General features: G+C 71.7%; 19 protein-coding genes. 3 read left to right on the top strand and 16 right to left on the bottom strand.

Annotation, left to right across the window (positions count from 1 at the left end):
* Window positions 1-44: 44 nt before the first annotated feature.
* The 8 genes from GR130_RS34155 to GR130_RS34120 form a co-directional block, all read right to left on the bottom strand.
* The gene (locus GR130_RS34155; protein ID WP_236573786.1) at window positions 45-641 is read right to left on the bottom strand and encodes a Uma2 family endonuclease; all 597 of its coding nucleotides are present in this window, start codon (window positions 639-641) and stop codon (window positions 45-47) included.
* 112 nt (window positions 642-753) lie between these two features.
* Window positions 754-3,210, bottom strand: coding sequence for an FtsX-like permease family protein (locus GR130_RS34150; protein ID WP_159508285.1), 2,457 nt, complete (start codon window positions 3,208-3,210; stop codon window positions 754-756).
* On the bottom strand, window positions 3,207-3,893 hold the full coding sequence (locus GR130_RS34145) for an ABC transporter ATP-binding protein (protein WP_159508284.1): 687 nt from the start codon (window positions 3,891-3,893) through the stop codon (window positions 3,207-3,209). Before GR130_RS34145 ends, GR130_RS34150 begins: the two co-directional genes overlap by 4 nt.
* Entirely contained in the window at window positions 3,890-4,414 is a 525-nt protein-coding gene (locus GR130_RS34140; RefSeq protein WP_159508283.1) for a PadR family transcriptional regulator, read from the bottom strand. The genes GR130_RS34145 and GR130_RS34140 overlap by 4 nt, the downstream gene beginning before the upstream one ends.
* An 88-nt stretch (window positions 4,415-4,502) precedes the next feature.
* Window positions 4,503-6,875, bottom strand: a complete 2,373-nt coding sequence (locus GR130_RS34135) for an FtsX-like permease family protein (RefSeq protein WP_159508282.1) — start codon at window positions 6,873-6,875, stop codon at window positions 4,503-4,505.
* Window positions 6,872-7,558, bottom strand: coding sequence for an ABC transporter ATP-binding protein (locus tag GR130_RS34130; protein WP_159508281.1), 687 nt, complete (start codon window positions 7,556-7,558; stop codon window positions 6,872-6,874). The genes GR130_RS34135 and GR130_RS34130 overlap by 4 nt, the downstream gene beginning before the upstream one ends.
* A 146-nt stretch (window positions 7,559-7,704) precedes the next feature.
* Window positions 7,705-7,989: a hypothetical protein gene (locus GR130_RS34125; protein WP_159508280.1), complete on the bottom strand. Its 285-nt coding sequence runs from the start codon at window positions 7,987-7,989 to the stop codon at window positions 7,705-7,707.
* Window positions 7,986-8,966: an SPFH domain-containing protein gene (locus GR130_RS34120; RefSeq protein ID WP_159508279.1), complete on the bottom strand. Its 981-nt coding sequence runs from the start codon at window positions 8,964-8,966 to the stop codon at window positions 7,986-7,988. The genes GR130_RS34125 and GR130_RS34120 overlap by 4 nt, the downstream gene beginning before the upstream one ends.
* Before the next feature lie 274 nt (window positions 8,967-9,240).
* Between GR130_RS34120 and GR130_RS34115 the strand changes: the two genes are divergently transcribed.
* Window positions 9,241-11,544 carry a transglycosylase domain-containing protein gene (locus tag GR130_RS34115; RefSeq protein WP_159508278.1) on the top strand — a complete coding sequence of 768 codons (2,304 nt, stop codon included), beginning with the start codon at window positions 9,241-9,243 and terminating at the stop codon, window positions 11,542-11,544.
* A gap of 86 nt (window positions 11,545-11,630) precedes the next feature.
* Here the strand turns inward: GR130_RS34115 and GR130_RS34110 are convergent, their stop codons facing one another.
* The 7 genes from GR130_RS34110 to GR130_RS34080 form a co-directional block, all read right to left on the bottom strand.
* Entirely contained in the window at window positions 11,631-13,094 is a 1,464-nt protein-coding gene (locus tag GR130_RS34110) for a catalase (protein ID WP_159508277.1), read from the bottom strand.
* Window positions 13,095-13,295: 201 nt separating this feature from the next.
* A complete protein-coding gene (locus GR130_RS34105; RefSeq protein WP_159508276.1) occupies window positions 13,296-15,605 on the bottom strand; it encodes a SpoIIE family protein phosphatase in 2,310 nt (769 codons plus the stop codon).
* Window positions 15,606-15,692: 87 nt separating this feature from the next.
* On the bottom strand, window positions 15,693-16,376 hold the full coding sequence (locus GR130_RS34100; protein WP_159508275.1) for a class I SAM-dependent DNA methyltransferase: 684 nt from the start codon (window positions 16,374-16,376) through the stop codon (window positions 15,693-15,695).
* Between the two features lie 221 nt (window positions 16,377-16,597).
* The gene (gene fomD, locus GR130_RS34095) at window positions 16,598-17,332 is read right to left on the bottom strand and encodes a cytidylyl-2-hydroxypropylphosphonate hydrolase (RefSeq protein ID WP_443043713.1); all 735 of its coding nucleotides are present in this window, start codon (window positions 17,330-17,332) and stop codon (window positions 16,598-16,600) included.
* A 103-nt stretch (window positions 17,333-17,435) separates the two neighbouring features.
* Complete coding sequence (locus tag GR130_RS34090) at window positions 17,436-18,830, bottom strand: class II fumarate hydratase (RefSeq protein WP_159508274.1); 1,395 nt, start codon at window positions 18,828-18,830, stop codon at window positions 17,436-17,438.
* A gap of 69 nt (window positions 18,831-18,899) precedes the next feature.
* On the bottom strand, window positions 18,900-19,157 hold the full coding sequence (locus GR130_RS34085; protein ID WP_159510387.1) for a DUF397 domain-containing protein: 258 nt from the start codon (window positions 19,155-19,157) through the stop codon (window positions 18,900-18,902).
* Entirely contained in the window at window positions 19,057-19,971 is a 915-nt protein-coding gene (locus GR130_RS34080) for a helix-turn-helix domain-containing protein (protein ID WP_159508273.1), read from the bottom strand. Before GR130_RS34080 ends, GR130_RS34085 begins: the two co-directional genes overlap by 101 nt.
* A gap of 233 nt (window positions 19,972-20,204) precedes the next feature.
* Here GR130_RS34080 and GR130_RS34075 point away from each other — a divergent pair, with 233 nt between their 5' ends.
* Complete coding sequence (locus GR130_RS34075) at window positions 20,205-20,408, top strand: hypothetical protein (protein WP_159508272.1); 204 nt, start codon at window positions 20,205-20,207, stop codon at window positions 20,406-20,408.
* 265 nt (window positions 20,409-20,673) lie between these two features.
* Here the strand turns inward: GR130_RS34075 and GR130_RS34070 are convergent, their stop codons facing one another.
* A complete protein-coding gene (locus tag GR130_RS34070; protein WP_159508271.1) occupies window positions 20,674-22,371 on the bottom strand; it encodes a fumarate hydratase in 1,698 nt (565 codons plus the stop codon).
* A gap of 169 nt (window positions 22,372-22,540) precedes the next feature.
* Here GR130_RS34070 and GR130_RS34065 point away from each other — a divergent pair, with 169 nt between their 5' ends.
* The gene (locus GR130_RS34065) at window positions 22,541-23,422 is read left to right on the top strand and encodes a DUF1707 SHOCT-like domain-containing protein (protein WP_236573784.1); all 882 of its coding nucleotides are present in this window, start codon (window positions 22,541-22,543) and stop codon (window positions 23,420-23,422) included.
* The last annotated feature ends 108 nt before the right edge of the window (window positions 23,423-23,530 follow it).

The raw sequence follows: 23,530 nt of genomic DNA, 5'->3' as shown, positions 1-23,530 counted from the left end.
TCATCGTAGGCGCGTGTGTCCGTGTACGTCTCGTACGAGAACGTTCACCCGTTCGTGGTGCGCTGTCGGGCCTCAGCGAGGATCGCCGCGACATCGAGCTCGACCTCCGCGTCGATGGAGGCCGGGAGGGTGATCCGCTCGCCGGGGGCGTGGATGCGGTGCTCGCGATAGGTGCCGTCGATCGGGCTGGTGAGGACGTGGATGCGCTCGTCGCGGCGGTTGATGATCACGTAGGTGGGGATTTCGGCTTCGGCATATGCGGTGACCTTGGAGCGCAGCTCGTTGCCGTAGTTGTTCGAGGTGACCTCTAGGAGGAGGCGGAAGACCGACGGGTCGACGCAGTTGTACTCGACCTCGTGGTGGACCGCGTCGTGGGAGATCGAGAGATCGGGGATGGCGAAGTCGTAGGGACCGCTGGGCAGCCAGACGGCGAGCCTTTGGAGGACTTCCGTCGGTCCGTCGTCCAGGCTCGCGTCCTTGAACAGGCGCCGGAGGGTGTTCAGTACAGACGCGTGCCCGACGTCCGCCAACGGCGTCACGCAGATCTCCCCGCCCAGCACCTCGAAGCGGGCGCCCGGCACTCGTTCCATGAGCCAGTCGACTTCGTCGAGCAGGGGTGTGGTGGAGCCGGGGGCGGCCATGCGAGGTCTCCTGACGGTGGTGGGGTGTCAGGGCATCCTCGCGAGGTGGCGTCCCCGGCCGCATCGCACAGCGCCCGGGTTCACCCGTACGGGATCAGGTCGTGAACTACCGCTATTCCGTGCGCAGTCCATCGGGCCGCATCATCCGCCACAGCGGCGGCAGGCTCAGGGCCGTGACGAAGAGGATGACCGCGGCGCCGATACCGGCCATGCCGGCGACCACCGGCCAGTCGACGGTGACGGCGCTGCCGATGATGACGAGCAGCAGCGTGCCCAGGGTCAGGCCGCAGGCCAGGGCGAGGGCCAGGCCGAGGAGCACCGGGAGCGTGGTCTGCCACAGGACGGACCAGCCGAGGGTGGCGCGACGGGTGCCGTGGGCGTCGAGGGCGGAGAGCAGCCGGCGGCGTTCGTAGAGCTGCTCGACGGTGGAGATGATCAGGCCCGCGCCGATCAGCAGCAGGGTGATCACGGCGCCGAGGAAGAGCGCGGTGCGGACGCCGTCGTACTGCTTGTCGTGCGGGTTGTCGACGGAGGAGGACTCGAACATCGACGGGTTGATGCGGGCCGCGGTGTTGCGGATGTGCTCGACGGCGTCGGGGGTGGCCCGGTCGAATGCGACCCGCAGTTCCATGTCCGGGCTGCCGAGCCGGCCGGCGTCGAGGGCCGACGGGGTGACCAGCAGGTCGTAGTGGAAGGGGTGGGCGTCGGACAGGTCGCGGGGCAGGACCGGGCGGGCGGTCGGGGGGATCGTCCAGGGATGCGGCGGGGTGGGCTCGCCGTAGCCGCGCGGGGGGTTGAGATCGACGGTGGCGCCTGGCGCGAGGCCGATGTCCCGGCTCGCCTCCCGGGCGGGTGCGGCGACGAAGACCTCGCCGTCGCGGCAGGAGGGGAGGTGGGCGAGCCGGCCGAGTTCGGCGCAGCTGCCGAGGGCGACGGTCGCCGGGATGTCGCCGTTGGCGGCGGGCAGCCGGCCGACGCTGCCGATGACGGTGCCGCGGGCCTGGCTCACCCCGGGGGTGGCGCGCAGCGCGGTCAGCGCCTGCTGGGTCTGCTGCCAGCCGGCGGCGTTGCCCCAGAAGCCGATCTGCGGGATCCGCCCTGACTTGGCGTAGGCGTCCTGGTAGCCGGCCTGCATGCCGGTCATCAGCATGTGGATCGCGATCGCGCCGGCCACCGCGACGGTGATGCCGCTGACCGCGCGGGTGGCCGAGCCACTGCTCAACTGGAGGCGGCGGATGGCCAGTTGCCAGGGGACCGGGCCGCCGCGCAGCCGGCCGGCGACCGCGTCGACCAACCAGGGCAGCAGCGCAGTGACACCGAAGAGGAGGAGTGTGGAACCGGCGGCGAGGCGGACGGTGTTGAGCGGGGTGTCGTGCCAGGGGTGTTCCCGGGTGAGCGGGAGCAGCAGCAGGACGCCGGCGACGGGGAGCAGCAGCCGCCACCACAGGCGGCGGCGGACGGGCGGGCGGTTGCGGACGATGCCGAGCGGTTCGACGGTGATGCCGCGCTGGGCGAGGAGGGTGACCAGGACCGCCGCCGTCGGGACGAGCAGCACGATCAGCGCGGCCGGCAGGGGGGCGGGGGTGACGTCCGCGGGGAAGACGTTGATGTCCCAGAGGGTGATCGCCGACGCCAGCTGCCGGGCCGCGAGGAACAGCGCGCCGCCGCCCAGCAGCCCCAGCAGGGAGCCGAACAGCGCCTCGCCGGAGGCGATCCGGCGGGTGGTGGGGACGTCGGCGCCGACCAGCCGGAGGGCGGCCAGCCGGCGTTCCCGGCGCTCGTTGCCGAAGCGCACGGAGGTGCCGATGAAGACCATCACCGGTGTCATCAGCGCCACACACGTCATGATCACCAGGACCACGGCGGGCGCCCGCAGCGGCTGCGGGTCCCAGTTCTTGCCGAAGTGGTCGACGCGGTAGCCGTCGGGTTCGCGCAGGGTGCCGCTCTGCGCGACGTAGGTCAGTTCCCGGGGGCCCTGGAGGCCCTCGTCGCCGATCACGCCGGCGGTGGTGTAGTTCAGGCGCTCGCGCAGCAGGGCGCCCTCGGGGGAGGCCAGCAGCTCGTGCAGTGCCGGGGAGACCAGCATCCGGCCGGGGCCGGGGAGTTGGCGGATGCCGGGCGGTACGGGCGGGTGCGCGCCGTCCGGGCGGATCAGCCGGCCGCGGATCTGCTCGCCGTGGAACGTGGTGTTCGCCGAGGCGTAGAGCACGGTGCGGTCGCCGGCCTTCGGCGGGTGCTCCTGGCCGAGGTTCTCGCGGGCCTTCTCCCGGCCGTGCCAGGCGTCCATCAGCGTCGGCACGGACGCGCCGATCAGCAGGACGGCCACGCCCAGGGCGACGCCGGCGGCCGTCAGGGCCGTACGGATCCAGCCCTCGCGGCCGCCGCCGGCCGCGAACCGCATCCCCATCGCGAGGTCGCGGGCCCAGGTGAGGGGTCCGGAACGCCGGGTGGCGGGCGGGAGGGAAGGCGCGGCGGGCGGGAGGGAAGGCGCGGCGGGCGATGGGGGAGCGGTGCGTGTCGAGGTGCCCCGCCCGCCGGCGGTGCCGGCTCCCGGGCGGAGCGGGCTCATATCCGGCCCGCCATGTCCTTCACCCGGCCGTCGCGGACGACGATCTCGCGGTCCGAGTACGCGGCGACCCGGGCCTCGTGGGTGACCAGCACGACGGCCGCGCTGGTGTCCCGGGCGGCGTTGGTCAGCAGGGTCAGCACGCGCTCGCCGTTGAGCGAGTCCAGTGCGCCGGTCGGCTCGTCGGCGAAGATCACCCGGGGGCGGGTGGCCAGCGCGCGGGCGACCGCGACGCGCTGGCCCTGGCCGCCGGAGATCTCGCCGGGCCGCTGCCCGGCTGCCCCCTCGACCTCCAACCGCTCCAGCCAGTCGCGGGCCTGCGCTTCGGCGTCCCGGCGCTTGGTGCCGTTCAGCCGCAGCGGCAGCGCGACGTTCTCCAGGCAGGTCAACTCCGGTACCAGCTGCCCGAATTGGAAGACGAACCCGAAGTCGGTACGGCGCAGCGCGCTGCGCTGGGCGTCGGTGAGTTCGGTCAGGGTGTGCGGGCCGTAGCGGACGGTGCCGCGATCCGGCGCGATGATGCCGGCGAGGCAGTGCAGCAGCGTGGACTTGCCGGAGCCGGACGGGCCCATGACGGCTACGACCTCGCCGGGGTGCACGGAGAAGTCCGCGCCGTCCAGGGCGGGCGTCGGCCCGTACGCCTTGGACAGTCCCTCCGCCGCGAGCAGGGAGCCCTCGGGCGTCATGTACGGACCGCCTCCGCGAGCTTGTCCAGCCGGGCGGCGGTCAGCTCCAGCCAGCGCAGATCGGCTTCGAGGTGGAACAGCGCATGGTCGCAGATCAGCTGGTCGGCGAGGTCGCCGGAGCGCTTGCGCTCGGTCAGCGCGCGCATCAGCCGCAGATGCTCGGTGCGCTGGGTGTCGAGGAGTTCGGCGGCGTCCCGCCCGGTCAGCAGGGCCAGCACGATCTTGGTGTAGAGCGTCGACTGGAGGTAGGGCTCGGGCTTCTCCGGGCGGGCCAGCCACTGGGCGACGTCGGTGACCCCGGCGTCCGTGATGGCGTACCGCTTGCGCTCCGGGCCCGCCCCGGCCTCGACGCCGTCCACCTCGACCAGGCCGTTCTTCAGCAGCCGGGACATCGTGGAGTAGACCTGCCCGTAATGCAGCGGGCGGTCCTGTCCGAAGTGCTCGTCGAAGGCCCGCTTGAGGTCGTAGCCATGGCGGGGGCCGGACTCCAGGAGGCCCAGAAGCGTATGACCGATTGACATGCGGACCACCTTACCCGGGGGTGTATCGCCGGTGTATACGCGCTGTGTATATGCAGGTGGGGGCGCCCCGCACGCCCCCACCCGCCCGTCACTCCGTCCGCAGCCCGTCCGGCCGCATCATCCGCCACAGCGGCGGCAGGCTGAGCAGCGTCACCACCAGGACCAGCGCGCCTCCGGCGGCGGTCAGCGGCCAGACCACCGACCAGTCGAAGGTGGTCTTCCCGGCGATGTGGAGCAGCGCCAGGCCCAGCCCGGCCCCGCCGGCCAGGGCCAGCGCCAGCCCCAGGGCGACCGGGACGGCGGTCTGCCACAGGACCGACCAGCCCAGCGTGGCGCGCCGGGTGCCGAAGGCGACGAGGACGGACAGCAGCCGGCGGCGTTCGCGCAGCTGCTCCAGCATCGTCACCAGCATGCTGGCGGCGATCAGCGCCAGGGTCGCGACGGCCGCGGTCTGCAGGCCCTTTTGGATGCTGGCGAACTGCTTGTCGCGTTCCATGTTCTGCACCGGGGAGACCCGCATGCCCGGGTCGATCCGGGCGGCGGTGTTCCGGACGTACTCGACGGCGTCCGGCACCTCCGCGTCGATCTGGATCACGGCGCGGGCCGTCGGGTGGTCCAGCAGCTTCAGGTCCAGCGCACCGGGGGTGGCGAAGATGCCGAAGGCCATCCGTCCCGTGGCGTCGGGACGGGAGGCGACCGTGCGGGCGGAGGCCGGGATGGTCCACAGCCGAGGGCCGGTCCGCCGGTCGCCGGCCTCGTCGTCCCGGGCGAAGTCCACCGTGCCGCCGGGCCGCGCGGTCTTGGCGATGTAGTCGCCGTCGACCGCACCGGTGCTGTCCTTGACGATGAAGGCGTCGCCGTCCCTGCAGGAGCCGGTGTGCGCCAGTTCGGCCAGGGTGGCGCAGTCGCCGACGGTGAGCTGCGTGGTCGGGCGGAAGTCCTCGCCCGGGCGGATCGGGCCGGGCCGCGTGGCGGAGGCGTCGATGGTCGCCATGACGCGCCGGACGCCCTCGGTCGAACGGAACTCGCTGATCATCTTCCGGATCGTGGCGACATCGCGGGACGGCAGCGACGTATGGATCTGCGCCCGGCCGGAGTCCATGCCGGTGATCTTCATGAAGTCGCCCTGGATCGCGGAGAAGAACAGCTGGAGCGCGATCGCCCCGGCGACCGCGACGGTGATCCCGCTGACCGCGCGGGCCGCGGTGTCGCCGCTGAGCTGGAGCCGCCGCACGGCCAGCTGCCAGGGCACCGGCCCGCCCCGCACGCGCGCCACCGCGGCGTCCACCGCCCACGGCAGCAGCAGCGCCACCCCGAGCAGGAACAGTGCCGCGCCGCCCGCGACCAGATACGGATCGACCCCGCCGTGGCCGGCCTTGCCGTTGAGGAGCAGCAGCGCCAGCCCCGCCACCGGGAGCGGCAGCCGCCACCACAGCCGGCGACGGCGCCCCGCGCCGCTGCGGGCCACGCCCAGCGGCTCGATGTTCACCCGGCGCAGCGCGAAGAGCGTGACGGCGACCGCGGACAGCGGCACGGCGAGCAGCACCAGTGCCGCCAGCCCGGGGACCGGGGTCACGTCGGACGGGAAGACGTTGATGTCCCAGACGGTGGCGCCGCCGACGAACTGCCGGGCCGACAGGAAGATCCCGGCCCCCGCCAGCAGTCCGCACAGCGCCCCGAACAGTGCCTCGCCGGCCGCCGTCCGCCGGGTCATCCGGACGTCGGCGCCGATCAGCCGGAGCGCGGCCAGCCGCCGGTCGCGACGCTCGCCGCCGAACCGGACCGCCGTGGCGATGAAGACGGCCACCGGCATCAGCAGCACCACACAGCCGACGATCAACAGCGTCAGCACCAGCGGGTCCAGCGGGTCGGCCACGTTGCGGGCGCCGAACCCGGCGGTCCGGTGACCTCCGTTCCCCGTGGTCAGCGTGGCACTGCCCGCGTAGTAGGCCAGCTCGCCCGGGCCGACCAGACCGGGCTCGCCGATGGTGCCGACGTCCTTGTAGGGCAGCCGCTCCCGCAGCAGTCGGCCCTCCGGCGAGCCGATGAGGTCGCGCAGTGCGGGGGAGACCACCATCTCGCCCGGCCCCGGCAGCGCGCCCACCCCCGGCGGGACGGGCGCCTTCGCACCGTCCGGCCGCAGCAGCCGACCGCGTACCGGATCGCCCCGGAAGCTGGTGTCCACGTCGGCGGAGACCAGGGTCGCCGCCGACCGGTGCGCCGTGTCCGGCGGGTCGATCGGGAGCCGGGCGTCGCTGCGCTGCGCCCGGGTCTCCAGCATGGTCGGGATCGATGCCGCACCGAGCAGCAGCGTCACGCCCAGCCCCACCCCGAGCGCGGTCAGCAGGGTGCGGATCCAGCCCTCGCGTCCGCCGCCGACGGCGAAGCGTATGCCCATCCCGAGGTCCCGGGCCCAGCCGCGCGGCCCGCCCCCGGCGGTCGTCGCCGTGTCCGCGCTCATGCCGTGCCCGCCATCTCCCGGGCGATCCCGTCCCGTACCACGACCTCCCGGTCGGCGTACGCGGCGACCCGGGACTCGTGGGTGACCAGTACGACGGCCGCGTCGGTGGCGCGCGCCGCGTCGGTGAGCAGGCCCATCACCCGCTCGCCGTTGAGCGAGTCCAGTGCGCCGGTCGGCTCGTCGGCGAAGACCACCCGCGGGTGGGGGGCCAGCGCGCGGGCGACCGCGACGCGCTGGCCCTGGCCGCCGGAGATCTCGCCGGGCCGCTGCGTCGCGGCGCCGTCCACCTCCAGCCGCGCCAGCCAGTCGCGGGCCTGCCGTTCGGCGTCCCGGCGCTTGGTGCCGTTCAGCCGCAGCGGCAGCGCGACGTTCTCCAGGCAGGTCAACTCAGGTACCAGCTGGCCGAATTGGAAGACGAAGCCGAAGTCGGAGCGGCGCAGTGCGCTGCACCGGGCGTCGCCCAGCCCGGTGAGGACGTGGGTGCCGTAGCGCACCGTGCCGGAGTCCGGGCGGATGATCCCGGCGAGGCAGTGCAGCAGCGTGGACTTGCCGGAGCCGGACGGGCCCATGACGGCGACCACCTCGCCGGGGCGGATCGTGAAGTCCGCCCCGGCGAGCGCGGGCGTGGGCCCGTACGCCTTGTGCAGCGCGCGGGCTTTGAGCAGGGAACCGTCCGGGGTCATGCGCGGGCCTCCGGGAGTGCGGGCAGGGGGTGGCGTCGTAGCGACATGCCGAGCACTCTACATGAGGTGTATACGCGCGATGTATAGTCGGAGTTTCCGGGGCGCCGGCGCTCCGGGGCCGCGGGTGCGGTCCGGTGCCGGCGCGGTCACTCCCCGGTGGATCCGCCCTCCGTGCGCGGCGCCTTGGGCGGTCGCCCCCGCCGCGCCGGTGCCCCGGCCCCCCGCGGCAGCCGCCCCGCGTCGGCCAGGGCCTTGCGGAGCAGGAACTCGATCTGCGCGTTGGTGCTGCGGAGTTCGTCGTTGGCCCAGCGGGTGAGCGCGTCGTGGATCACCGGGTCCAGCCGCAGCAGCACCTGCTTGCGCTGCTGCGGCCGGCTGCCGGCGGACCGTTCGGGGTCGGCGCCGGACGCCCCTGCGGAGCCTGTGCTCACTGGTAGAGGGAGCCCGTGTTGAGGACCGGCTGGGCGGCCCGGTCGCCGCACAGCACCACCATCAGATTGCTGACCATGGCGGCCTTGCGCTCCTCGTCGAGTTCGACGATGCCCTGCTCGTTGATCCGCTCCAGGGCCGACTCGACCATGCCCACGGCGCCCTCGACGATCTGCTGGCGGGCCGCGACGATCGCGCCGGCCTGCTGCCGTTGGAGCATCGCGGAGGCGATCTCGGGGGCGTAGGCGAGGTGGCTGAAGCGGGTCTCGATGATCTGCACGCCGGCGGCCTGGACCCGCGCGGTCAGCTCCAGCGCCAGCTGATCGGTGATCTCCTCGGCGCTGCCGCGCAGCGAGAGCCCGCCCTCGTCGTGGGCGTCGTAGGGGTACTCGATCGCGATGTGCCGGACGGCCGCCTCGGTCTGGGTGGACACGAACTCCAGGAAGTCGTCGACCTCGAAGAGCGCCTGCGCGGTGTCCTCGACCTTCCAGACGACGATCGAGGCCAGCTCGATGGGGTTGCCGTAGGCGTCGTTGACCTTGAGGACCGCGGTCTCGTGGTTGCGCACCCGGGTGGAGATCCGGCGGGCGCTGGTGAGCGGGTTCACCCAGCGCAGGCCGTCGGTGCGGATGGTGCCGACGTACCGGCCGAAGAGCTGGATCACCCGGGCCTCGCCGGGCGCGACCATCTTCACGCCGGTCATGCAGAAGAGCGAGCCGACCAGCAGCACGACGCCGGCGATGACGGTCGGGACGGCGACCGCGTTGTTGCCGCCGTTGCCGATGACACCGCCGACGGCGATCACCGCGACGCCCAGGGCGACGCCGAGGACGGTCAGCAGCAGGGCCAGGCCGCCGGGGATGCTGTTCGCGCTCCGCTCGCGGACCTGCGGGGCCGGCATCTCGGGGGCGTCGACGGTGTCCGCGGCCGCCCGGTCGGCCGGTGCGGAGCCGTGGGAGGTCGGTGTCGGATCGGGCATGAGGGTCCCCGTTTCTCAAGGAAGGCGCACCGCGCGGCGCGTGATGTGCGCCGCAGAGCGTGCTTTCGCTGGTCTAGCAAAGTGATATCACTTTAACCCTTTGGCCTGGCCCGGTCCAGGCCCGTACCGCGCGACCCCCGGACGGTTGCGTCCCCGGCCCGTGCTGTATGTCACGTCGGGAAAAGCCTTGATCGATGAGGATTTGTTGACAGATGCGGTGTTAGCTTCGACAGCTGAGTTATCCGGGGGCGGAACGACTGGAGTTGCTGGAGCGATGGGCCGAGCGGACGTGAGACGGGCGCGGCAGGGGAGCGCCCGCCGGGGCAAACCGGCGCAGAAGAGGTCCGGCATACGCCGGTTCTTCACCTGGAAGAAGATCCTCGGGACGTTCCTCGGCGTCTGCCTGCTGGGCATCCTCGGCTTCATCGGCCTCTACCTGTACGTGGACATACCGGCCGGCAACAAGCAGGCCCAGTTCCAGAGCAACGTCTTCAAGTACGCGGACGGCTCGGTCATGGCGCGGGCCGGCGCGGTCAACCGCGAGACCGTCCCGCTCAGCCGGATACCGAAGGACGTCCAGCACACCTTCGTCGCCGCCGAGAACAAGACCTTCTACCAGGACTCCGGCGTCGACCTGAAGGGCACCCTCCGCGGCGTCCTGAACACCCTCCGGGGCCAGGGCAAGCAGGGCGGCTCGACGATCACCCAGCAGTACGTCAAGAACTACTACCTGAGCCAGGAGCAGACGGTCTCCCGCAAGCTCCAGGAGATCGTCATCTCCCTCAAGGTGGACCAGAAGTACTCCAAGGACCAGATCCTCGCCGGCTACATCAACACCAGTTACTACGGCCGCGGCGCCTACGGCATCCAGGCGGCCGCGCAGGCGTACTACGGCGTGGACGTCGACAAGCTCACCGTCTCCCAGGGCGCCTACCTCGCCTCGCTGCTCCAGGCGCCGAGCCAGTACGACTGGGCCACCGCGAGCGACGCCGGCAAGCAGCGGGTCAAGGACCGCTGGGCGTACACGCTCAACAACATGGTCGAGATGAAGTGGCTGTCGCCCGATGACCGCGCCAAGCAGAAGTTCGAGATACCCAAGCCGCCCAAGCCGCTGCCCGGCCTGACCGGCCAGACCAGCTACCTCGTCGCCGAGGCCAAGAAGGAGCTCTTCGCCCAGGGCGTCGACGAGACCGAGTTCGAGGCCGGCGGCTGGACCGTCACCCTCGGCATCGAGAAGGACAAGCAGCAGGCGCTGGAGCAGGCGGTCAAGCGCAAGCTGGCCGACGACCTCGATCCCAAGACGCGCGCGGTCGACGCGGACGCCCAGCTCGGCGCCACGTCGGTGGACCCGAAGACCGGCTACGTCGTCGCGATGTACGGCGGCGCCGGCTACCCGAAGCACTACACCGACAACGCGACCCGCGAGGACTACCAGGTGGCCTCCACCTTCAAGCCGCTGATCCTGGCGTCCGCGATGGAGAACCACGCACAGACCCAGGGCGGCGTCCCGATCACCCCGAACACGATCTACGACGGCCACAACCGCCGTCCGGTCGTCGGCGGCACCATCCCCTTCGCGCCGCCCAACGAGGACGAGCACGAGTACGGGAAGATCACCGTCCAGACGGCCACCAACAACTCCGTCAACGCGGTCTTCGCGCAGATGGGCGCCGACGTCGGCCTGGACAAGGTCAAGCAGACCGCGGTCAGCCTGGGCATGAACGGCTCCAGGATGGACGTCAAGCCCGCCATGACCCTGGGCACCATGGGCGCCAGCCCGCTCCAGATGGCCGGCGCGTACGCGACCCTCGACAACCACGGCATGAAGGTCACCCCGACCCTGGTCGTGAAGGCGGTGCACAGCACGAACGGCACCGACAAGAGCGTCTCGCTGAAGAACCCGATCGGCGACCAGGTCCTGTCCCGCAGGACGGCCGACACCGTCACCTCCGTGCTGACCGGCGTGGTCAACGACGGCACCGCGTCGGACGCCGTGAAGAACGCCTCGTACAAGGCGGCGGGCAAGACCGGTACCTCCGACGACAACAAGTCGGCCTGGTTCGTGGGCTACACGCCCAAGCTGGTCACCGCGGTCGGCATGTTCGGCGAGGCCCCGACCGGCGGCGCCCAGGTCTCCCTGAAGGGCACCGGAGGCGGCGGCCGGGTCAACGGCGGCGGCTACCCGGCGCGGGTGTGGGCCGACTACACCCAGAGCGCGCTGGGCGACAGCGGCGCCGGCGAGTTCGACCTGGAGACGGACCTCGGCGCCGGGGTGCCCCCGACGCCCACGCCGACGCCCAGCCACATCCCCTCGGCGACGCCGAGCCCGACGCCCAGCCACACGCCGTCCGGCACCCCGACGCCGTCCGGCTCCCCGTCGAGCAGCGAGTCCGGCCGCCCGACGGGCCGCCCGACGCCGACCGGCGGCACCTCCGGCCCGCCGAACGGCGGCACCAACGGCATCGGCGGAGCCAACGGGACCGGCGGCACCAACGGCACCGGCGGGAACGGCGGCACCCCCGGCGGCGCCAACGGGAACAACGGCGGCAACCCCGTGCCGAACAACTTCGGCGGCTGACGCCCGCCCCGTCGCGGCAGACCGCGGCCCCCACCCGTCCGGGTGGGGGCCGCGGTGCCGTGTTGCGGCGCTGTGCGGGAGGGCGGTCAGCCGCCGTTGACCTTGGCGGCGATCCGGTCGCCCACGTTCTTGTCGATGTTGCGCCAGTACTGGAGCGCCCGGTCCAGCACCGGCCGGCTCACCCCGTTCCGCAGATGTCCGGCGACGTTGCCGACCAGCCGCTCCCGGGCCGCGTCGTCCAGGACGTTGCGGACCATGGTCCCCGGCTGCCCGAAGTCGTCGTCGTCGCTCCGCAGGGTGTACGCGTGCCGCACCATCTCGCCGCTGCTCTCCCAGCCCGCCGGCTCCCCGAAGTTCGCGGTGTCGGCCGCCGGGCCGCCGTAGGAGTTCGGGGCGTACGGCCGGGCCGCGCGCGACGGGTCGAAGCGCATCGGGCCGTCCTTGGCGTACGAGTGGACGGGCACATGGGCCCGGTTGGGCGGCAGCTGCGCGTAGTTCGGGCCGATCCGGTACCGGTGGGTGTCCGGGTACGAGAAGAGCCGGCCGAGCAGCATCTTGTCCGGGGACGGGCCGATGCCCGGCACCATGTTGGACGGCTCGAACGCGGCCTGCTCGATGTGGATGAAGTAGTCCTCCGGGTTCCTGTCGAGCGTCATCCGCCCGACCTCGATCAGCGGGTAGTCGCCGTGCGGCCACACCTTGGTCAGGTCGAACGGGTTGAAGCGGTAGTCCACGGCGTCCGCGAACGGCATGACCTGCACGTACAGCGTCCACGACGGCGCGTTGCCGCCGTCGATCGCCTCGTAGAGATCGCGACGGTGGAAGTCCGCGTCCTCGCCGGCGATGCGGTCCGCGTCCTCCTGGGTGAGGAAGTCGATGCCCTGGTCGGTCTTGAAGTGGTACTTGATCCAGAACTTCTCGCCGCCGGCGTTGACCCACATGTAGGTGTGCGAGCCGTACCCGTTCATGTGGCGGTAGGTCTTCGGGATGCCGCGGTCGCCCATCAGCCAGGTGACCATGTGGGCCGACTCCGGCGACAGCGTCCAGAAGTCCCACTGCATGTCGTTGTCGCGCAGCCCGTTCTCCGGGCGGCGCTTCTGGGAGCGGATGAAGTCCTGGAACTTGATCGTGTCCCGTACGAAGAAGATCGGCGTGTTGTTGCCCACCAGGTCGTAATTGCCGTGCTCGGTATAGAACTTGAGGGCGAAGCCGCGCGGGTCGCGCCAGGTGTCCGGGGAGCCCTGCTCGCCCGCGACGGTCGAGAACCGGGCCAGCATCTCCGTGGTCCTGCCCGGCTGGAAGAGATCCGCCTTGGTGAACTGGCTGACGTCGTTGGTGACCTTGAAGGATCCGTAGGCGCCGCTGCCCTTGGCGTGCACCACCCGCTCGGGGACCCGTTCGCGGTTGAACTGGGCCATCTTCTCGATGAGGTAGTGGTCATGGAGCAGGATGGGGCCGTCCGGACTCACGGTGAGCGAGTGCTCGTCGCTCTCCACCGGGATACCGGTGTTGCTCGTCGTGCGGGGGACGTTCTGGGCGGTGCTGGTCATTGGAGGAGTGCCTCCCGTTCGATGACTGGCCGTGGGGGCGGGGAGCAGGGGTGAATAGCCCCTTCAGTCCCTTTTGTCCCCACCCAAGCAGTCAACGCCGTCCGCGGCATGTCGGCAAGGGCGAAAGTGGCCGCAGCTCCGCAAAGCCAGGAACCCCGCCCGGTCCGGACGGGGTCCCTGCGTACGGGGCGGCGGCACGGGTCAGCCGCGCGGCGCCCCCGGCGGCATCGACAGCTCGAACCAGACGACCTTGCCCATGCTCAGCCGGGTCGCACCCCAGCGCCGCGCCATCCGGTTGACCAGGTAGAGCCCGCGCCCGCCCTCGTCGGACGGCCGGGCCTGGCGCAGCCGCGGCAGCTGCGGCACGTCGTCGCCGACCTCGCAGCGCAGCACGTCCGTGCGCAGCAGCCGCAGGGTCACCGGCCGCTCCGCGTACCGCACCGCGTTCGTGACCACCTCGCTCACCAGCAGCTCCAGCTGATCGGTCAGCTCGTCCAGACCCCAGCGCGCCAGCGCCCGGCGGGCCAGCCGGCGCGCCTGCCCGGCCGTCTGCGCCTTCGGGTCCAGATACCAGTACGCGACATCGCTCGGCGCGATCCCGTCGAACCGGGCCGCCAGCAGCGCGATGTCGTCATCGCGGTCGCCGGGCCCCAGCATGTCCAGCACCTCGTCGCACATCGGCTCCAGCGGCGGCGGATTGGGACCGGTCAGCCGGGCCGTCTCGGCCAGCCGCTCCCGCAGCTGCTCGATACCGGTCCACACGTCCCGGATCCGCGACTCGACCAGGCCGTCCGTGTACAGCACGAGGGTGGCGCCCGCCGGGGCGTCCAGCTCCACCGCCTCGAAGTCCACCCCGCCGACCCCGATCGGCGCCCCGGACGGCACCCGCAGCACCTCCGCGCGCCCGCCGCGGTGCAGCATCACCGGCGGCGGATGCCCGGCGTTGGCGATGGTGATCCGGTGCGCCACCGGGTCGTACACCGCGTACAGGCACGTCGCCATCCGGTCCGTGCCCAGCCGCTGGGCCTGCTCGTCGAGGTGGTGCAGCACCTCCTGCGGCGGCAGGTCCAGCCCCGCCAGCGTCTGCGCCGTCGTCCGCAGCTGGCCCATGATCGCCGCCGAGGTCATCGAGTGCCCCATGACGTCGCCGACGACCAGCGCCACCCGGCTGCCCGGCAGCGGGATCGCGTCGTACCAGTCGCCGCCCACCCGGGCCGTCTCCGCGGCCGGCAGATAGCGGCTGGCGAGCCGGACGCCGGTCGGCTGCGGCAGCGAGTCCGGCAGCATGGTGCGCTGCAGCGCGTCGGCGATGTACGCCTCCCGGCCGTAGAGCACCGCCTTGTCCACGCCCAGCGCGGTGTGCGTCGCCAGCTGCGCCGCCACCAGCAGATCGTCCGGCTCGAACGCCGGCCGGTCCGGGCGGCGCAGGAACACCGCGGCCCCGATCACCCGCCGGCGCCCGCGCAGCGGCGCCAGGATCACCCGGTGGCCGCCCGGCAGCCGGGTGTCCGGCCCCAGCAGCTCGGGCAGCGCGGTCCGCGCCGCCTGCGCCTCACCGAACAGCGGGCGCACCCCGCGCAGCACCTCGGCCAGCGGCCCGCCCGGACGCACCTCCGACAGCTCCGCCGCCGTACCGCCCATCGCGGGCCCCAGATCCGGCTGCGCGGGCAGTACCGGCAGCCGCAGCCCGTTGGTGTCCGGCTCCTCCGGGATCCGGTCGGTACGCCGCAGCCGCAGCACCACCGGGCCGGTGGGCCGCTCGTCGCCCACCGGCAGCGGATCGCGCAGATACACCAGGATCGCGTCGGCGAACGTCGGCACCGTCGCCCGGCACAGCCCCAGCACGATCTCGTCCAGATCGATACCGCGGGCGATCCGCCGGGTCGCCGCCCCGATGAACCGCAGCCGGTCACCGCTCGCCTGCCGGGCCGCGGCCGTCTCCCGGTTCTCCCCGCTCTCGCCCGGATGCGCCGAACGCGCCGGCGGCACCGTCGGAGGCCCCTGCGCCCCTGCGGCCTGCGCCCCCTCGCCGTCCGGCCGCGGGCGCTGCTGCCCGTGCCCCGGCTCGTCGCCCGGCACGCCTGCCGGCCGCCCGTCAGCGGGCATGGCCACCTCCCCGTACGGGTCGTACGACCCGCCGTACGGTGCGCCGTACGACGCACCGTAAGAACTGTCGCGGGCATCGCCGTACGCCCGCGAGGCGTCACCGGCCGGACCGTGGTCCGCGGCCGGCTCGGCGGCCCCCCGCGTGGCTCCCTGGCCGTCCGGCGGACCCGCGGAGGCGGTGACGGAACGGTCACCGCCGATGCCGATGTCGTCCCCGCCGCGCACCGCGAAGCCCGTCCCCGGCACCGGGACGAACCCGGTGGCGGCGGGCTGCTGCAGGGCGCTGCGCGGATCCGGTACGCCGCCGGGCGGCGCCGTCCCGGCCGTCCCCGCGGAAGGGGACGCCGAGGGCGCGGCGGTCGGGGCCGACCGCCGCGATTCGTGGGAGGTGGGATGCTCCGTCACGCGTGGGATTCCATCCGTCCGGGGCTGGCGCCTACGCGCCGCGTTCCCGGCGCGCCGCTCGGGCGGGCGCGCCTGACGCGGTGCGGGTCAAGCGCGTCGCAGGTGCATAAAGAGCTGGATTTCCGGTGGTACGTCCGTACTCGCCGGGGCATACGCATACGAGTCCTCCCCGACGACATCGAATCCCGCGTCGTGCACGACCCGGCGCAGGTCGTCCCGCAGGTATCCCGATACCCGGATCGACTTGCCCAGGAACGGAATGGTGAAGTCGTCGACATCCGCCTCGACCATTGCCAGGGCCATCAGCCCCTCAGGACGCAGCAGATCATGCAGCATGCCCAGCGCGTAAGGGATTTCCGCACGAGGCATCATCAAGAGCGAGAAATAGGCGGCGATTCCGTCGAAGGAACCGGCACCGCCGAGCCGGCCACCGCGCAGATCGGCGATGTCCAACCGGTGGAATTCGGCGCCCGGGACGTTGTCCCGGGCCAGTTTGACCATGGTGGGGGAGAGGTCGATTCCCACGACCCGGTGGCCGGCGCCGGACAGTTGACGGGCGGTCGGCAGGCCCGTACCGCAGCCCGCGTCCAGGATCCGCGCCCCGGCGGGCAGCGCACCGGCCAGCCAGTCGCCGGAGGCGATCTGCCCGTCCTTGTGCGGAAAGGCCGCTTCGTATGCGTCGCCGATCGCGTCGAACGCCTCGGCCTGCCCGGCTCTGTCCAGCGCTAACCGGTTCAGCCCCTCGTACGCGTCGTAGCTTGTCGCGCTCACGATCTCGCCCCTCCTGCGACCGCGGTCAAGTTCGTTTCCCCGTTCTGGAGTTGCGCCTGTGCAGTCTTGCGGAGGACGATCCTACGTTTGAAGACCCAGGGCACAGCAAGGGGGCTGGGTACCGCTTCTCGCGGGGCGGGAAACAGCATTGCCCATAGGCGCACCTTTCCACCGTTCGCCCCCTTCACTCGCTTCAATCTCTTCTTTTCCCGTTTGCTGCCTCACGAGAGCAAACGACCGGGTGGCCGGTCCCAGTTCTCCGGCAGCTCCGGAACAGCCCAGGCCGGATCGGGCCGCCAGTTCTCCCAGCCGTCGGAGAACGGCCCGGCCCACGCCGTGATCTGTGCGACCGCGGCGCGCCCGGCGGACCTGACGGCGTCCGCCTGTGCGTCCGTCACCAGCCCGTCCCGCCGCGCCTGGGCGAACTCGTCCTCGTCCCGCCACTCCCAATGCCGGTCCGGATAGACGCAGATGTCCAGGAAGTGGTCGAGTGAGTCGATTCCGCCGGCCCAACGGCGGCGCGGCTCCTCCAGATTGACGTACCAGTTCTTGAAGTGCCAGCCGCGCTCCCAGAACAGCCACACCGACCAGGGGTCGCCCGGCCGGGCCAGCTTCAGCACACCGCTGCCGAACCACTGGTCGCGGACGGTGCGTCGCGGTGTGGTGTAGCGGGTGGCCAGCGGCTCGCGGTGCACCGGCGTCCCGTCGGCGAGCGCCGGCTTGATGCAGTGCGTGCCCGGCGCCATCCACACCGCGAGCAACTCCTCGGTGTCCTGCACGACGGTCACCGGACGACAGATGTGGAACCGGTCGGCCTCGGCGTTGTCCCGGTAGCGCCACAGGATGTGGTCCCCCGGCGCCCAGCGCCCCGGCACCGCCGGTCGCCCCGACCCGGCCGCCGTCGCACCTCTGCCGGCCGCTTCGCCCTTCGTCGTCTCCACCATGTCCGCCGTCATGAGCAGATCTTAGGCGCGGTGCGTTACGCGCGTGGTGACATGCGTCGCACCCGCGGTGACGAAGGGGCCACCGGCGCCCCTGCCGACAGGGCCGTCGGCACCGCTACGGACGGGTCATCCGCAACACGTCCAGCGCCTCGTCGAGCTGTTCCTCCGTCAGCAGCCCCCGCTCGACATAACCGCCCTCGATGACCACCTCGCGGATCGTCTTCCGCTCCGCCAGCGACCGCTTGGCCACCTTCGCGGCCTCCTCGTACCCCAGGTACGTGTTCAGCGGCGTCACCACCGACGGCGACGACTCGGCGTACTCCCGGGCCCGTTCCACGTTCGCCGTGATGCCGTCCACCGTCCGGTCCGCCAGCAGCCGCGAGACGTTCGCGAGCAGCCGGATCGACTCCAGCACGTTCCGCGCGATGACCGGCAGCATCACGTTCAGCTCGAAATTGCCGGCCGCCCCCGCCGCCGCCACCGTCGCGTCGTTGCCGGTGACCTGCGCGGTCACCATCAGCACCGCCTCCGGAATAACGGGATTGACCTTCCCCGGCATGATCGACGACCCCGGCTGGAGGTCCGGCAGACCGATCTCCGCGAGCCCGGTGCGCGGCCCCGACGCCATCCACCGCAGATCATTCGCGATCTTCGTCAGCCCGACCGCGATCGTCCGCAGTTGCCCGCTCGTCTCCACGATCCCGTCCCGCGCCCCCTGCGCCTCGAAGTGGTTGCGCGCCTCCGTCAGCGGCAGCCCCGTCGCCCGCGCCACCTCCGAGATCACCGCGGCCGAGAACCCCGGCGGAGTGTTGATCCCGGTCCCCACCGCCGTGCCCCCGAGCGGCAGTTCGGCCAGCCGCGGCAGCGACACCCGCAGCCGCTCGACGCCGTACCGCACCTGCGCGGCGTACCCCCCGAACTCCTGCCCCAGCGTCACCGGCGTCGCATCCATCAGATGCGTCCGCCCCGACTTCACCACCGCGGCGAACTCCTCCGCCTTCCGCTCCAGCGCCGCCGCCAGATGCTCCAGCCCCGGAATCAGATCGTTCAGCACCGCCGATGTCGCCGCGATGTGAATCGACGACGGGAAGACGTCGTTCGACGACTGGCTCGCGTTGACATGGTCATTGGGGTGCACGTCCTTCCCCAGCCGCTCACTCGCCAGCGTCGCGATGACCTCATTGGCATTCATGTTCGACGACGTCCCCGACCCGGTCTGGAACACGTCGATCGGGAAGTCCTCGTCCCAGCGCCCCTCGGCCACCTCCGCGGCGGCCTCCGCGATCGCCCCCGCGACCTCCTTGCCCAGCACCCCCAGCTCGGCGTTGACGACCGCCGCCGCCCCCTTGATCCGCGCCAGCGCCTCGATGTGCGCCCGCTCCAGCCGCTGCCCGGAAATCGGGAAGTTCTCCACGGCACGCTGCGTCTGCGCCCCCCACTTGGCATGCGCGGGCACCCGCACCTCACCCATCGAGTCGTGCTCGATCCTGTACGCGCTGTTTTCGCTCATACCCATGACAGTGCCCGAGATCGCCGATCTGTTCCCGGGCCCGGTGCTTTGTCACCTGCCTGCGGCGCGTCAGCCCTTCAGCACACCGACGAAGGCGGCCCAGGCGCCGGCGGGGAAGACGAGCACGGGCCCGCGAGGGGCCTTGCTGTCACGCACGGGGACGACATGGGGGTGGCCGTGGGCCACCTCTATGCAGTTGCCGCCCGCCTGGTTGCTGTACATGGACTTACGCCAGTCCGCGGCGTCGAGGAAGCCTTCCGCCACCTCGACGCAGTCGCCACCCTCCTTGTTGCTGTAGCTGGACTTGCGCCAGACGGCGACGCTCAGATCGGGACCAGATGCGCTCAGCACGGTGGGTGCCCTCCATCACGGATCGGATCATGTCGAGTGACATGGTCGGCGGCAAGGCCAAGGCCCGAGCGTGGTCGTACGTCTCGGCGAACGTGGCCACTTCCTCTGGCTCGTCCACGAGTTGACCGCATTCGGAGCTTTCGGTGTAGGCGCACTCGGGCTCGTCCGGCAGTGTCAGAAGCGTCATGGATCCTTCCACGGCCCCGTGCACCCCGCTACTGAACGGCAGAATCTGCACCGTGACACGAGGGTCGTCGGCGGTCTCCAGCAGCCGAGCGAGCTGTGCCCGCATCACATCGGAGCCGCCGACGGGTCGCAGCAGGATCGACTCGTCGAGGACGACCCACAGCACGGGCCCGTCCGGCCGCCGCAGCAGTCGTTGCCGGGCGAGCCGGGATGCCAGCCGTTCCTCCAACTGCTCCGGCGACTTGAGCGTACGGCCGATGCTCAGCACGGCACGGGCGTAACCCTCTGTCTGGAGGAGACCCGGAACCACCGACGCCGCGTACTGCCGTATCAGTACTGCGCGGGCCGAACGGGCGATGAAGACCTCGGCCCAATTGGGAAACATCTCCCGGTACACATACGGCCACAGGTCCACCAGCAATCCATCCGCCCCCACCGCCGCATCCAGCGCCCGCGCCAGCTCCAGCGTCGGCTTGGCCCCCGTGCACCGCTCGACCTGATTGATGCGCGTGCTGTGCGTCCGCACCGCGTCGCCGAGCGCGGTCTGCGTCAGCCCGGCGGCGAGCCGCAGCTTCCGCAGCCGCGTCCCGAACAACGCGGCCATCGATGACGCCGGATCAATCTCCCTGCGCACGGCCCCACTTCCCCTTCCCGCGGCTTACGGCTGAAGGAATCAGTTCTCACTCCCTTCCCAAGGTTACGCCGCAGGGTGACGATGGGAACACGGAACGTAGCAATCCGCTGGAATTTGAGGGGATCCCACGACGGATCCCGGCAGTCGCCCTCGCGGCTATCGGGAGCGTCAACTCCCCACCGAGCACCACAGGAGCGTCTCTCATGGATTTGAGCGCCGGCCACACATCGCCCGGCCCGCGATCCCGGCATTCGCTGATGACCCTGCGCGTCTACAAGACGACCCGCGACGGCGTCGTCACCCAGGAACGCGCCCAGATCCACGTCGTCGCCAGCGACCGCCTCGACCTCTACGGCCTCTCCCACGCCTGGCCACCGTGCGCCTGCCCACGCCACAAGGGGTGTTAGAGCCGAGGCGGCGGAGCCGGCGGAGGTACCGGGAACCGGGCCGCCTGCTGCCGCCGGAAGTCCTCCATCCGTCCGCGCCCGTACGGTTCCTCCGCGCCGAGCGTGTGGCCCCCATGGCGCGTATCCAGGCCGCAGCGGGCGGAAAGCCGCGTGCTGCGGGAATCCGGCGAATCGTTGACGGCCGCCACCCGCGCGCTGCGGGTGACGGCCGTGAACCGTACCGTCCGGAACGTTGTTTGGGATTCCGGGACGTTATGCCGGGGCCCTACGCGCCGTGCCGTACCGGAATGCTGGTGAACGTCGGGGCCGGGGCCGGGTCCTGGAAGAAGTCGTTGCCCTTGTCGTCGACGACGATGAAGGCGGGGAAGTCTTCCACCTCGATTTTCCAGACGGCTTCCATGCCGAGTTCTTCGTATTCGAGGACCTCGACCTTCTTGATGCAGTCCTGCGCGAGGCGGGCCGCCGGGCCGCCGATGGAGCCGAGGTAGAAGCCGCCGTGCGCGGCGCAGGCGTCGGTGACCTGCTGGGAGCGGTTGCCCTTGGCGAGCATGATCTTGGAGCCGCCGGCGGCCTGGAACTGCTCGACGTACGCGTCCATCCGGCCGGCGGTGGTCGGGCCGAAGGAACCGGAGGCGTAGCCCTCGGGGGTCTTGGCCGGGCCGGCGTAGTAGACCGGGTGGTCCTTGAGGTACTGCGGCATCTCCTCGCCCGCGTCCAGCCGTTCCTTGATCTTGGCGTGGGCGATGTCGCGGGCGACGACCAGGGTGCCGGTGAGGGAGAGGCGGGTCTTGACCGGGTGCCTGGTCAGCTCGGCGAGCATGTCGGCCATGGGCTGGTCGAGGTCGATGGCGACCGCGTCGAGGTCCGGGCCGGCGCCCTCGGTCAGCTCCTCCTCGGTGGTCTCGGGGAGGAAGCGCGCCGGGTCGGTCTCCAGCTGCTCCAGGAAGACACCCTCGGCGGTGATCTTCGCGACGGCCTGGCGGTCGGCGGAGCAGGAGACCGCGATGGCGACCGGGCAGGACGCGCCGTGGCGCGGCAGCCGGACGACGCGGACGTCGTGGCAGAAGTACTTGCCGCCGAACTGGGCGCCGATGCCGATCTTCTGGGTCAGCTCGAAGACCTTGTCCTCCAGCTCCTTGTCGCGGAAGCCGTGGCCGGTCGGCGAGCCCTCGGTGGGCAGCTCGTCCAGGTAGTGCGCGGAGGCGTACTTGGCGGTCTTGAGGGCGTACTCGGCCGAGGTGCCGCCGACGACGATCGCGAGGTGGTACGGCGGGCAGGCGGCCGTGCCGAGCGAACGGATCTTCTGCTCCAGGAACTTCATCATGGACGCCTCGTTGAGGACGGCCTTGGTCTCCTGGAAGAGGAAGGACTTGTTGGCCGAGCCGCCGCCCTTGGCCATGAAGAGGAACTTGTACGCGCCGCCGTCGGTCGCGTACAGCTCGATCTGCGCCGGCAGGTTGGTGCCGGTGTTCTTCTCGTCCCACATGGTCAGCGGGGCCATCTGGGAGTAGCGCAGGTTCAGCTGGGTGTACGCGTCGTGGATGCCGCGGGAGAGCGCCTCCTCGTCGCCGCCCTCGGTCAGCACGTTCTGGCCGCGCTTGCCCATGACGATCGCGGTGCCGGTGTCCTGGCACATGGGCAGCACGCCCGCGGCGGCGATGTTGGCGTTCTTGAGGAGGTCCAGGGCGACGAACCGGTCGTTGGCCGATGCCTCGGGGTCGTCCAGGATCTTGCGGAGCTGGGCGAGGTGGGCCGGGCGCAGGTAGTGCGCGATGTCGTGCATCGCCTCGGCCGCGAGCTTGCGCAGCGCCTCCGGCTCGACCTTGAGGAACGTCCGGCCGTCGGCCTCGAAGGTGCTCACCCCCTCCGAGGTGACCAGGCGGTAGGGGGTGGTGTCCTCCCCGGTGGGGAGCAGGTCGGTGTAGGCAAATGCCGGGCGGGCCGGGTGGGAGGAGGCAGGCATTTGAGGGTGATTCCTAACTCGGAGGGGTGTGGCTGACGTCTACGGCAGCGCCAGAACAGCGTAGAACCCCGGCCGGCGGGCACTGCTGTGAGGTAGGGCTCAGTAGGTGGAGGTGCAGGGTCGCGAGTTCCTCTAGTCGCGATCTATCGCGTTTCGGTACGCTGTGGCCGTGGACGCTTCAGACAACGGGGGACGACCGGGCCCCGAGACCCCGCCCGGAACGCTTCAGAAGCAGCAGAAGCAGGAGGAGCAGCCGGTGCGGCTGACCAAGGAAGCCGCCCGGCCGCAGGCCGAACCGGTCGCCGGGGCCGACCTGCGCGCCTCGGACGCCGACCGCGACCGGATCGCCGACATCCTGCGCGAGGCGCTCGCCGAGGGCCGGCTGGACGCCGAGGAGCACGCCGAGCGGATCGACGCGGTCTACCGCGCCAAGACCATCGGCGAACTGGAGCCCGTTGTACGGGACTTGCCGGTTGCGGGCGAGCGCGGCCGCCAGTCCGGCCCGGCGTACGGCGCCGAGCCGGCCGGCCACCTCCCCGACCAGAACCTCGTCGCGATCTTCAGTGCCGCCGCCCGCAAGGGCCGCTGGCGGGTCCCGGCGCGGATCAACGCGGTCGCGGTCTTCGGCAGCGTGGAGATCGATCTGACCGAGGCGGTCTTTCCCCAGCAGCAGATCCAGATCAACGTCACCTCCCTTTTCGGCAGCGTCGAGATCCGGGTGCCGGAGAACATCACGCTGCGCAGCAGCGGCTCCGGGATCCTGGGCAGCTTCGAGGTCGAGACGAACGACGCCGAGGACCCCGACGCCCCGGTCGTGCACGTCAACGGCTTCGCGCTGCTGGGCAGTGTGGAGGCCAGGCCGAAGCGCGGCGCCTGGATCCACGATCTGCACGACCGGCTGCGCGACCAGCACCGGGAGCGCCACGAGCGACTCGACCGGCTGCGCGCCGAGCGGCACGAGCGGATGGACCGCCGGCGGGCGGAGCGGCACGAGCTGATGGACCGGCGGCGGGCCGAGCGCCGGGAGCGGCGGGACCGCTACCGCGGCTGACCGGCCGGCCGCGTGGGCCGGCGGCTCCGCCTGCGATACGGCGGCTGAAGCGCGGCGATCCGGTCGACCGGCGGGGGAGCCGTCCGCCGCGCCCCGCGCTCCCGATCG

This window comes from Streptomyces sp. GS7, from assembly GCF_009834125.1.
Lineage (GTDB): Bacteria > Actinomycetota > Actinomycetes > Streptomycetales > Streptomycetaceae > Streptomyces.
This window is presented reverse-complemented; position numbering and strand designations above follow the sequence as displayed.

Coding starts and splice junctions, on each gene's coding strand:
- fomD (WP_443043713.1), bottom strand. CDS start 17,332: ATGACGGCGGACATGGTGGAGACGACGAAGGGCGAAGCGGCCGGCAGA.
- GR130_RS34155 (WP_236573786.1), bottom strand. CDS start 641: ATGGCCGCCCCCGGCTCCACCACACCCCTGCTCGACGAAGTCGACTGG.
- GR130_RS34135 (WP_159508282.1), bottom strand. CDS start 6,875: ATGAGCGCGGACACGGCGACGACCGCCGGGGGCGGGCCGCGCGGCTGG.
- GR130_RS34115 (WP_159508278.1), top strand. CDS start 9,241: ATGGGCCGAGCGGACGTGAGACGGGCGCGGCAGGGGAGCGCCCGCCGG.
- GR130_RS34120 (WP_159508279.1), bottom strand. CDS start 8,966: ATGCCCGATCCGACACCGACCTCCCACGGCTCCGCACCGGCCGACCGG.
- GR130_RS34075 (WP_159508272.1), top strand. CDS start 20,205: ATGGATTTGAGCGCCGGCCACACATCGCCCGGCCCGCGATCCCGGCAT.
- GR130_RS34080 (WP_159508273.1), bottom strand. CDS start 19,971: ATGGCCGCGTTGTTCGGGACGCGGCTGCGGAAGCTGCGGCTCGCCGCC.
- GR130_RS34145 (WP_159508284.1), bottom strand. CDS start 3,893: ATGACGCCCGAGGGCTCCCTGCTCGCGGCGGAGGGACTGTCCAAGGCG.
- GR130_RS34140 (WP_159508283.1), bottom strand. CDS start 4,414: ATGTCAATCGGTCATACGCTTCTGGGCCTCCTGGAGTCCGGCCCCCGC.
- GR130_RS34070 (WP_159508271.1), bottom strand. CDS start 22,371: ATGCCTGCCTCCTCCCACCCGGCCCGCCCGGCATTTGCCTACACCGAC.
- GR130_RS34110 (WP_159508277.1), bottom strand. CDS start 13,094: ATGACCAGCACCGCCCAGAACGTCCCCCGCACGACGAGCAACACCGGT.
- GR130_RS34150 (WP_159508285.1), bottom strand. CDS start 3,210: ATGAGCCCGCTCCGCCCGGGAGCCGGCACCGCCGGCGGGCGGGGCACC.
- GR130_RS34130 (WP_159508281.1), bottom strand. CDS start 7,558: ATGACCCCGGACGGTTCCCTGCTCAAAGCCCGCGCGCTGCACAAGGCG.
- GR130_RS34090 (WP_159508274.1), bottom strand. CDS start 18,830: ATGAGCGAAAACAGCGCGTACAGGATCGAGCACGACTCGATGGGTGAG.